Origin of the sequence: Streptosporangium sp. NPDC051022 (assembly GCF_040683035.1) — a bacterium.
Lineage (GTDB): Bacteria > Actinomycetota > Actinomycetes > Streptosporangiales > Streptosporangiaceae > Streptosporangium.
In genome coordinates this window covers 22,586-33,148 of the sequence record NZ_JBFBCF010000060.1, presented here as the reverse complement: position 1 = coordinate 33,148, position 10,563 = coordinate 22,586, and the positions used below count along the sequence as shown (strand labels likewise).

Annotated in this window: 9 protein-coding genes; 6 read left to right on the top strand and 3 right to left on the bottom strand. The window is 73.4% G+C overall.

Translation table 11 applies throughout. The features are described from left to right. Positions 1–666: 666 nt before the first annotated feature. The 6 genes from AB0N02_RS46375 (at position 667) to AB0N02_RS46350 (ending at position 7,373) form a co-directional block, all read left to right on the top strand. Entirely contained in the window at positions 667–1,209 is a 543-nt protein-coding gene (locus AB0N02_RS46375) for a hypothetical protein (RefSeq protein ID WP_363961407.1), read from the top strand. A 160-nt stretch (positions 1,210–1,369) separates the two neighbouring features. After that, a complete protein-coding gene (locus AB0N02_RS46370; RefSeq protein WP_363961405.1) occupies positions 1,370–3,589 on the top strand; it encodes an ATP-dependent RecD-like DNA helicase in 2,220 nt (739 codons plus the stop codon). A 233-nt stretch (positions 3,590–3,822) separates the two neighbouring features. Next, entirely contained in the window at positions 3,823–4,779 is a 957-nt protein-coding gene (locus AB0N02_RS46365; RefSeq protein ID WP_363961403.1) for an NAD(P)/FAD-dependent oxidoreductase, read from the top strand. 89 nt (positions 4,780–4,868) lie between these two features. Then, positions 4,869–5,393 carry a PadR family transcriptional regulator gene (locus AB0N02_RS46360; protein ID WP_363961401.1) on the top strand — a complete coding sequence of 175 codons (525 nt, stop codon included), beginning with the start codon at positions 4,869–4,871 and terminating at the stop codon, positions 5,391–5,393. After that, positions 5,386–6,048 carry an ABC transporter ATP-binding protein gene (locus tag AB0N02_RS46355; RefSeq protein ID WP_363961399.1) on the top strand — a complete coding sequence of 221 codons (663 nt, stop codon included), beginning with the start codon at positions 5,386–5,388 and terminating at the stop codon, positions 6,046–6,048. Before AB0N02_RS46360 ends, AB0N02_RS46355 begins: the two co-directional genes overlap by 8 nt. After that, complete coding sequence (locus tag AB0N02_RS46350) at positions 6,045–7,373, top strand: hypothetical protein (protein WP_363961397.1); 1,329 nt, start codon at positions 6,045–6,047, stop codon at positions 7,371–7,373. The genes AB0N02_RS46355 and AB0N02_RS46350 overlap by 4 nt, the downstream gene beginning before the upstream one ends. 28 nt (positions 7,374–7,401) lie before the next feature. Here the strand turns inward: AB0N02_RS46350 and AB0N02_RS46345 are convergent, their stop codons facing one another. Genes AB0N02_RS46345 through AB0N02_RS46335 form a run of 3 tightly spaced genes read right to left on the bottom strand, consistent with a single transcriptional unit; the run spans position 7,402 to position 10,472 of the window. After that, on the bottom strand, positions 7,402–7,737 hold the full coding sequence (locus AB0N02_RS46345; RefSeq protein ID WP_363961395.1) for an STAS domain-containing protein: 336 nt from the start codon (positions 7,735–7,737) through the stop codon (positions 7,402–7,404). Between the two features lie 6 nt (positions 7,738–7,743). Next, complete coding sequence (locus AB0N02_RS46340; protein WP_363961393.1) at positions 7,744–8,799, bottom strand: cobalamin B12-binding domain-containing protein; 1,056 nt, start codon at positions 8,797–8,799, stop codon at positions 7,744–7,746. Then, positions 8,796–10,472 carry a SpoIIE family protein phosphatase gene (locus AB0N02_RS46335; RefSeq protein ID WP_363961391.1) on the bottom strand — a complete coding sequence of 559 codons (1,677 nt, stop codon included), beginning with the start codon at positions 10,470–10,472 and terminating at the stop codon, positions 8,796–8,798. Before AB0N02_RS46335 ends, AB0N02_RS46340 begins: the two co-directional genes overlap by 4 nt. Positions 10,473–10,563 lie beyond the last annotated feature (91 nt).

Below are 10,563 nucleotides of genomic sequence, written 5' to 3'. Positions count from 1 at the left end.
CCTGCATCTGCTGATGGTGTCGTTCTACCGGCCGCGGGGCGGCCGGACGAAGATCGTCATCGAGGACACCGCGTTCCCCTCGGGCCGGGCGTCGTCCTTCACCGGCCCCGTCACTCCGGGGCGGCCGTGTGCTCGTCCGGCGTCCGGGGGACGTCCGGCCCGGTGAAGGCCGGGTGATGCCGGGTGAAGGCCGGGTGAGGCCGGGGCGCCGTCGCCCGGAGACCGGCTGACGCGGCGCCGTACGGGGCATGCACCAATCACGTGACTCGCGATCGGGAAAGTATCGTCACTTTCCGTGATCGAATGAGAGTGTCGCGTGGCGGGCGGGGGCCCGCCGTGGTCCGCTCCGAGGGCGGCGGGTCACGTCGAGCACGGGCCTCGGGGCCGCGAGAAAAGGGGGACAGTCCGGTGCGGAGCCGAAATCGCATCTTGACCACAAGCGTGCTGTGCCTGGCGTTGGCCACGGCCTGCGGGAACGTCGCGTCCGTCGGCATGGCCGGGGCTCCGGCGGCCGATCCGTCGCCCACACCGTCCGAGACACCGACGGAGACATCGCCCGGAGCACCGACTGGAGCACCGACTGGAGCACCGACTGGAGCACCGACTGGAGCACCGACTGGGACGCCCCCCGGGACGTCGCCGACCGGTGCGCCGACGAAGGGCGCCGTGCCCGCCGGGTTCAAACGGGTCGGCGGCGCCGCCAACGGCCTCACCATCGCCGTCCCCCAGGAGTGGATCGCGCTCGACCTGGCCACGGCCGACGTCGACAAGGAGCTGAAGCGGACCGGCCTGTCGGGCGAGGCGCTCCAGCAGGCCAAGCGGAGCCTGCGGTCGCTGGCGGACAACAAGGCGATCTGGGCCGCCGACCGCGCGTCGGTCAAGACCTCGCGCAACGGGTTCGCCACCAACCTCAACGGCTTCTGCCAGGACAGCGAGCAGACCCCGCCCCCGGCCGACAGGATGATCGCCGACATCAAGGGGCAGCTGCAGCAGTTCGGCGCCAAGATCTCCGAAGCGGGCGAGGTGCCGATCGACGCGGGCAAGGCGATCCGGGTGGTGTACACGTTGCCGGCCCGCGGGATCGACATCAGGGGCACGCAGTACTACGTGCAGTCCCCGGGCAAGACCTGCATCGTCACCCTCAGCACGGACCAGGACGGCAGGCAGGCGCTGTTCGACGAGATCGGCAGAACGGTCCAGCCCGTGTGACGGGCCGGGGCGGCCGGTCACGCCGTGCCCGGCCGCCGCACTCCGGCCCCTCCCGGGGCCATGCGGGCCGTACCGAACCGCCTGGGCCGCCGGGGCCGCCGGGGCCGCGTACGGCCGCCGCCGGGACGAAACGTCACCCGGCTGCGGCAGAATACCCGGCATGACCACCCCTTCGACGGAGCGTGCTCCCGGCGCCGTGCTCGAGGCCGTGCTGGAACGGATCACCTACGCCAACGAGGAGACCGGTTACACCATCGCCAGGGTGGCCACCGAACGCTCGGGAAGCGAGCTGCTGACCGTGGTCGGGCCGTTGCTGGGCGCGCAGCCCGGGGAGTCGCTGCGGCTGACCGGACGGTGGACCTCCCATCCGCGCTACGGCAGGCAGTTCGAGGTGTGGTCCTACACCACCGTGCTGCCGGCGACCGTGCAGGGCATCCAGCGTTACCTGGGTTCCGGGCTGATCAAGGGCATCGGGCCGAAGATGGCCGAGCGGATCGTCGACCATTTCGGCGTGGACACCCTGGAGATCATCGAGACCGTTCCCGAGCGGCTGGTCGAGGTTCCCGGGCTCGGCCCCAAACGGACCAAGATGATCGCCGTCGCCTGGGAGGAGCAGAAGGTCATCAAAGAAGTGATGATCTTCCTGCAGGGGGTCGGGGTGTCGACCTCCATCGCGGTGCGGATCTTCAAGCAGTACGGCGACGCCTCCATCACGGTGGTCAAGAGCGAGCCGTACCGCCTGGCCGACGACGTGTGGGGGATCGGTTTCAAGACCGCCGACACCATCGCCCAGGCCGTCGGCATCCCGCACGACAGCCCCGAGCGGGTCAAGGCGGGCCTGCGCTACACCCTGTCCCAGGCCGCCGACGACGGTCACTGCTACCTTCCCGCGCCCAACCTCGTCTCCGACGCGGTGAAGATCCTGGAGGTCCCGGCCGAGCTGACCGTCCAGTGCCTGGAGGAGCTCGTCGCGGAGGAGGGAGTCGTCCGGGAGGAGATCCCGGCGGGCGACAACATCGTTCCCGCGGTCTACCTGGTCCCCTTCCACCGGGCCGAGCTGTCGCTGGCCGGTTCGCTGCGCGGGCTGCTGAACTCCGGGCACGACCGGCTCGGCGCCTTCAGGTCGGTCGACTGGGACGTGGCGCTGGAGTGGCTGCGCAAGCAGACCAACGCCGAGCTCGCCGCCGAGCAGGCGCAGGCCGTACGGCTGGCGCTGAGCGAGAAGGTCGCGGTGCTGACCGGTGGCCCCGGGTGCGGCAAGAGTTTCACCGTGCGCTCCATCGTCACCCTGGCCAGGGCCAAGAAGGCCAAGGTGATCCTGGCCGCGCCCACCGGCCGGGCGGCCAAGCGGCTGGCCGAGCTGACCGGTCACGAGGCGACCACGGTGCATCGGCTGCTGCAGCTGCGCCCCGGCGGGGACGCCACCTTCGATCGCGACAACCCCCTGGACGCCGACCTGGTCGTGGTCGACGAGTCCTCGATGCTCGACCTGCTGCTGGCCAACAAGCTGGTCAAGGCCGTGGCCCCGGGCACGCACCTGTTGTTCGTCGGGGACGTCGACCAGCTGCCCTCGGTCGGCGCGGGGGAGGTGCTGCGCGACCTGCTGGCCGCCGAGGAGGAGATCCCCCGGGTGCGGCTGACGCACATCTTCCGCCAGGCGCAGGAGTCGGGCGTGGTCACCAACGCCCACCGGGTCAACACCGGCCTGCCGCCGGTGCTGGAGGGCATGGCCGACTTCTTCCTGTTCCCCTGCGACGAGCCCGAGGAGATCGCGGCGCTGACCGTGGACGTGGTGGCCAACCGGATCCCGCGCAGGTTCGGTCTCAACCCGCGCCGGGACGTGCAGGTGCTGGCGCCGATGCACCGCGGCGCGGCGGGGGCGGGCAACCTCAACACCGTGCTGCAGGAGGCGCTGACCCCCTCCCGGGAGGGCATGCCCGAACGCCGCTACGGCGGGCGCGTCTTCCGGGTCGGCGACAAGGTCACCCAGCTGCGCAACAACTACGACAAGGGCGCGGCGGGGGTGTTCAACGGCACCGTGGGCATGGTGGTCGACATCAAGCCCGACGACCACAAGCTGACCGTGCTGACCGACGAGGACGAGAACGTCGAGTACGCCTTCGACGAGCTGGACGAGCTGGCCCACGCCTACGCGGTGTCCATCCACCGCTCCCAGGGCAGCGAGTATCCGGCGGTGGTCGTCCCGCTGGCCACCAGCGCCTGGATGATGCTGCAGCGCAACCTGCTCTACACCGCGATCACCCGGGCCAAGAAGCTCGTCGTCATCGTGGGCTCACGGCGGGCGCTGGCGCAGACGGTGCGGACCCGTGGCGCCGGGCGCCGTCACACCAGCCTCACCCACCGGCTGCGCTCGCCGTGACCCCCGGGCCTGCGGCCGGCGCCGGCCGCAGGCCCTGTTCCCCCGCTTTCCGTCCTCGGATGCGGCGTACCCGGGCAGGCCAGGCGGGCGGATCGCCGCCCGTCCTCGGCGACGACTCCCCGGAGCCGGTCTCCTCCCCGGCCGTCGCCTGGACGGCGGCCTGTTGCCGTATCGGCAACGAGGTTTGCCCGAATCGGGGGCGGGTGTGCAGGGTTGACGTGGAGGTGGTCACAGTGACCGAGCTGCTCGAAGACGACTATGACGTGGTGGTGGCCGGGGGAGGTGCCGCGGGGCTGAACGGGGCGTTGATGCTGGCCCGGGCGCGGCGGCCGGTGGTGGTGATCGACGCGGGCTCCCCGCGCAACGCCCCGGCGGCGAACGCCCACGGGATGCTGGGCCTGGACGGGATCCCGCCGGCTGATTTGCTGGAACGCGGCCGGGCCGAGGTCCGCGGCTACGGCGGCCACATCGTGTCCGGTGAGATCGGCGCGGTGACGCGCGAGGAGGCCGGGTTCACCGTACGGCTGGCCGACGGCCGGGAGACCCGTGCGCGGCGCCTGCTGGTGACCACCGGGCTGGTCGACGAACTGCCGCAGGTCCCGGGCCTGCGTGCCCGATGGGGCCGCGATGTGCTGCACTGCCCGTACTGCCACGGCTGGGAGGTCCGCGACCGGCCCATCGGCGTGCTGGCCAGCGGGCCGATGTCGGTGCACCAGGCGCTGCTGTTCAGGCAGTGGAGCGCCGATGTCACGTTCTTCACCCACACCAGGCCGTCGCCGACCGGCGAGGAGAGCGAGCAGCTGGCCGCCCGCGGCATCCGCGTGGTGGACGGCGAGGTGGCGTCCCTGGAGATCGAACAGGACCGCCTCGTGGGCGTGCGGCTGGACGACGGCACGCTGGTCGGCCGTGAGGTGCTGACCGTCTCACCGCGGATGACGGCGCGCGCCGGCTTCCTGGCGCCGCTCGGACTGCGGCCGGTGGAACACCCGTCGGGGATGGGGGAGCACATCCCCTGCGAGGCGGGCGGCCGAACCGACGTGCCCGGGGTGTGGGTCGCGGGCAACGTCACCGATCTGGCCGCCCATGTCGGCGCCGCCGCGGCGGCGGGCGCCCTCGCGGCGGCCCAGATCAACGCCGACCTGGTCGCCGAGGAGACCCGCCGGGCGGTCGCCGCCCGCCGTACGTCCTGACCGGCCGGACGGCCCTGCCCGCGGCCTGGGGGCACGGAACCGGATCCAGCTATTCATTCGATGTATACGCTGAATGTATAGTTGTGATCATGTCGACCGGACACGTCGTGCTGGGGCTGCTCGCGGAACGGCCCAAGCACGGATACGAGCTCAAACGCGAGCACGACCAACGTCTGCCGGGCGCCAAACCGCTCGCCTACGGACAGATCTACGCGACATTGCAGCGCCTGCAGCGGGACGGGTTCGCCGAGGTGACCCAGACCCTGCAGGAGGGCGGCCCCGAGCGCACGGTGTACGCCATCACCGAGGAAGGCCTGGCCGAGCTGATGCGATGGCTGGAACAGGTGGAGGCGCCCGCACCGCACGTGTCCAGCGCGCTCATCTCACGCGTGGTGGTGGCGATCATGGCCGGTGCCGCCGCCGACGGCTACCTGCTCAGGCAGCGCGCCGCCCATCTGAGGCGGATGCGCGAGCTCACCGCGGAGAGGACGTCGGGATCACCCGCCCAGGCGCTGGCCGCCGACTACGCGCTCCAGCACCTCGACGCCGACCTGCGCTGGATCGAGACGGCGATGGAACGGCTCACGGATCTCACGGAGGAAATCGATGCTTGAGGCACACGCCCTGCGCAAAACCTACGCCCGGACCGTCGCGCTGGGCGGCGTGTCCGTGCGGATCGACGCCGGGGAGATCGTCGCGATCACCGGGCCGAGCGGTTCGGGAAAGTCCACCCTGCTGCACTGCCTGGCCGGGATCATCCGCCCCGAGTCGGGGGAGGTCCGCCTCGACGGGCGGCGCGTCGACACCCTCGACGAGGCCGACCGGACGAAACTGCGCAGGGAGAACTTCGGCGTCGTCTTCCAGTCCGGACGGCTGGTCCCGGAGCTGACCGCGCAGGAGAACGTCGCCCTGCCGCTGCTGTTCAACCGGCACGACCGCGCGCGGGCACAGCTGGCCGCCCGGTCCTGGCTGGAGAGGCTGGACGTGGCCGGCTGCGCTGACCGGCGGCCCGGCGAGTTATCCGGCGGCCAGTTACAACGCGTCGCCGTGGCCCGCGCGCTGGTCACCGGCCCGCGCGTGGTCTTCGCCGACGAACCGACCGGCGCGCTCGACTCCCTGGCGGGGGAGCGGGTGATGGACGAGCTCGCCGGCACGGTACGCGAGGCCGGCACCACACTGGTGATCGTCACCCACGACAACCGGGTGGCCGCCTACGCCGACCGGGAGATCGCGCTGCGCGACGGTGTGACGGCCGAGGTGACCGTGTGATCACCGTGATGCGGATGCTCGCCAGGGGCGGATCCCGGCGCGAGCGGGTACGGGGGCGCCTGATGGCCTCGGGGGCGGCCCTCGCGACGTTCCTGCTGTGCGCGGCGGTGACCCTGCTGACCGTCGGCGCCCAGGCCCCGGACGAGCGCCTGGGCGCCTTCGCCACGCCGGACGACCGGGCGCTCACCGCGCTGGCGCTGGCCCTGCTGGTCGTGCCCACGGTGGCCTTCGGCCACCAGGTGAGCCGCCTGGCCACCGCGACCAGGGAGCGGCGGCTGGCCGCACTCCGGCTGGCCGGAGCCACCCCGCGCGAGGTGCGCCTGCTCGGGGCCTACGACAGCGGCCGATGGACCCTGCTGGGAGGGCTGGCCGGCGCCGCGCTGTACCTGCTGGTCGACCTGGCGCTGTCGCGGGCGCTGGAGGGCGCGGTGCCCCTGATCCCGCCGGTGTGGGCGCTGGTGATCCTCGCCGCGGTGACACTCGGCGGGACCCTGTCCGGGCTGATGGCCGGACGTCATGTGGTGACCTCCCCGCTGGGCGTGGTCCGGCGGGCCCGCCCGGCCGGGCCCAGGGGGCTCGACCTGGTGCTGGCCGCGCTGGGAACCGCCCTGTTCGCCGCCGGGTTCCTCGCCCGGGGCAGGTTCCCCGGCGGCCCCTACGCCACGGCACTGGCCATCACGGCCGGCGCGGTGGCGCTGCTGTTCGGTCTCGTCCTCGGCACCGCCTGGCTGATCAGGGCGGCCGCCCGGCGGGCGGGCCGGCGCACCGAGGTGGCGGAGACCCTGCTGGCGGCCCGGATCGTCGAGGCCGACCCCCGGGGATGGGCCCGCGCGCTGTCGGTGGTGGGGCTGACCGTGTTCTTCGGCTCGGTCGTGGGCGCCCAGCAGGGAGTGATCATCGTGCAGGGCGGCCTGTCCGACTTCGCCCTGGCCTATCTGCTCGTGGACCTCGCCCTGCTGATCGCGCTGACCACCTCGGCCGCCGCCCTCGTGGTGCACCAGGCCGAAGACCTGCTGGAACACCGGCACTCCTTCGCCGCCCTGGCCGCCGCGGGCACGCCGGGCCCGGCACTGGGCCGGGTCCTCACCCGCCAGGCGCTCATCGCGGCACTGCCGGTGTGCGCCGTGGCCGCCGTGGCCGGGACGGCGCTCATCGTCCTGACGCTGCCCGACGTCTACCTGCAGGCGCCGGGGGCACTCGCCTACGCCGCCGGCCGGGCCACGCTCATGGCGGGCATCGGCGTGCTGGCCGCGACGCTGGTGGCACGGGCCGCCCGGCCGATCCTGCGCCGGGCGCTGCGGCCGGAGGGACTGCGGGAGGAGTAATCGGGCGGCGGCGGCCGGACGACCGGGGTCAGCCGTCCTGGGCGGGCAGGTCGAACACCTGGTCCAGGGCGGTGACCCGGAACAGGTGACGCAGGTAGGGGGTCAGGGCGACGATGCGCATGGTGGCGTCATGGGCGCAGGCGGCGTTGTAGACGTTGATCAGGGCCGCCACCCCCGAGGAGTCGACGAAGTTCAGGCCGGACAGGTCCATCTCCAGGTGGCGGACCCTCCCGGGGAACAGGCCCTGGGCCAGGGTGAAGAGCTCGGCGGCCGTGTCGTAGTCCAGATCACCGGTGAGCACCATCAGCGCGGTGTCCGGAGCGGTGTTCTGCGTCTCGGTACGGAACGGGGTCTTTTCGAGCATCTATCGTCAGATCTCCAACTCGGCATCGGCGGCGTTCGCCGCCTCCATCGCCAGGACCAGCAGGTGACGGGCGCGGGGAAAGTCTCGCAGCTCCCCGTGGAAAACCCGCAGCCCCGCCTTGAGCGCCCCGGCCGGCACACCGCGCGCCAGCAGCACACCGGTGCTCCAGGCGATGAAAGCGGTGAACAGCTCGGCGTCGTCGACGTACAGGGCCGCGGCCAGGAAGTCGAGGATGTAGCCCAGATCCTCGGCCGTCGAGTCCAGCTGCGGGACGGTGTAGGACGCCATCGGCGGGTAGGCGCGGGCCAGGGCGGTCATCGCGGCACCGAGCAGGTCGCCGCGGCGGCGCGTCAGATGGGTGTACTCCTCATCCGACAGGTGGGCCAGCGTGCCCGGGGCGGCGGGGAAGGGCGGCAGCCCGCCGCCGGCCAGACGGTCGGCGGCCACGTCGGCGGTGGGAGCCCACCCGTCGGCGCCCAGCAGCCCGGCGAAACGGCCGTCCTCCCCGAACCCGGCGCCGCCGGCCAGGACCGGCACCCCGACGGCCTGGCAGGCGGTGAGCGTGGCGTGCGCGCGCGGCAGGCGGGTGGCCAGGGCGCAGCCCAGCGCGACCGCGTCGGGGCCGGTCTGGTGCAGGTGGGTGATCAGGTGCGGGCCGGGCACGCTGGCGCCGAGGAAGTCGACCTGCCAGCCGCGCAGCCGCAGCACCTCGGCCAGCAACCGGGTGGGCAGCGCGTGGTACTCGCCGTCGGTGCAGGCCACCGTGATCCGGCCGAGGACCGGCTCGGGCCTGGCGCGGGCCGCGATCGCGGCGACGGCGCGCTCGCTGACGGCCGTGGCGCCGTGCTCACGGGCCACCGACCAGCGGTTGGCGGCCCACAGCTCGCCGACGCGCCGCTGGGCGGGCGCGATGAGCCCGAGCAGCAGGTTCTCGGCGCTCACGCCGTCCTCCAGCAGGCCGAGCACCATGTCGACGGCGCCGAACTCGTCGGCCTGGCCGATGCGCTCCAGGTAGCGTTCCCCGGCGGCCCGCAGGTCGCCGTGGGCCATGGTGAGGCTCATCGGGCGGGCTCCGCCTGTACGGCCAGCAGCGCCCGGTCGTCCTGGGTGGTTCCGGCCAGCCAGTCGGTGCTGATCTGCTCCAGCCGCTCCACCACCGCCGAGACCGGCATGCCCGCGCAGGTCGCCAGGGCGTTCTTCAGCCGCTGCCCGCCGTACATCTCCCGGCCGCTGGGACCGCCGAACGCCTCGGTGATGCCGTCGCTGTAGAACAGGCACACCTCGCCCGGCGCCAGGTCGACGGCGGCCGGGGTCAGCACGGTGTTCCTCAGCGCGCCCAGCAGCGAGCCGCGGGCGGAGGTCTCGTGCACGGTGCCGTCGCGCCGCAGGATCAGCGGCGGCGGGTGCCCGGCGACGATCAGATCCACGCGCACGTGACCGTCGCGGCCGGGCCGCAGAGCGCCCAGCGCGAGGGTGACGTAGGAGTTGGGGGAGGGGGAGGCCAGCAGGGAGCGGTTGAGCAGCGGCATCAGCCGCTCGGGCCGGTCGTCCACCAGCAGCAGCGTGCGCAGCGACTGCCGTACCTGCCCTGCCAGCACGGCGGCGCGGGCCCCCTTGCCGCAGACGTCGCCCAGGACCACCAGCGGCCCGCCTGCCTCGGCGCCGGGATCGGCGCCGGCGTCGGCGTCGGGAAGGTAGACGTCGTAGAAGTCCCCGCCGATCAGTCCCGCCTGCTGGGCGGCGCGCAGCGAGCCCGCCAGCCGGACGCCGGCCACGTCGGGCAGCTCGGGCGGCAGCAGGCCACTGGTCAGGATCGCATTGGTCGCGCTCTGCTCCTGATACAGGGTCGCGGCCGACAGCGCCGTGCCCGCCCTGGCGGCGAACACCCGCACCAGGGTCTCGGCCTCCTCGTCGAAGGACGCACCGTCCTGGCCGCGGGCCAGCACCAGCGCCCCGGCCGGCACCCCGTTGCCGGGCAGCGGGGTGACCAGCAGGTGCCCGGCCGGGCCGAAACCGTCAGGCAGCAGCCAGGCGGGCACCTGCCCGGGATCCAGCCAGCGGCTGGGCACCGGCGGAAAACCCGCCAGGGCCTCCGTCAGGCCGGGCACCCTCGCGGTGGCGTCCGCGCCGATCGAGCCCTCCTCCAGCGTCCGCCGCCCGGCGGTGGCGCGCAGCCAGCCCGCCTGACGCCGCCCGGCGGGCGGCAGCACGACCATGGCGGCATCGGCCAGGAAGGCGGCGGCGAGCTCCACCGCGGCGCGGGCACAGCGGCGTGTGTTGAGCGACGCCGACAGCCGGGCACCGGCCTCCACCAGGAACTCCGTGCGCCTGCGCTCGGCCAGCAGCGCGTCGGTCCTGGCGGACTCGGTGGTGACGTCGCGCAGGTACCAGGCACGGTGGCGGACGCCGAAGGCCTCACGGCGCACCCGCAGCCTGAAGGGCCCGTGCTCGCTCTCGCGGCTCTCACCTTCGGGAAGGTCACGGTCGAACAGGGCCCCGGCCCCGCCCGAGGTCACCGGCCGTCCCGGGACGACCTCCGGCGCCAGCCGGGCCGCGGCGGCGTTGAGCATGACGACGACGTCGTCGGCGCCGCAGAGCACCACGCCCTCGCCGGACGCCTCGACGATGGCGCGCAGCAGATCCCGCCCGGGGGCGTGCGCGGTCTCGACGACCTCCTCGCCGCCGGTGCGGGCGGTGACGCGAGCGGTGTCGTCGGCGGGCCGTGCTGCGCTCATCACCCACGCCTTCCGTTCGAGATGGTCAACCGAGCCTATCTTTCGGCGGGCGGCCCGGTGATCCGGGCGCGACCGGCCGGGCACCGCCCGG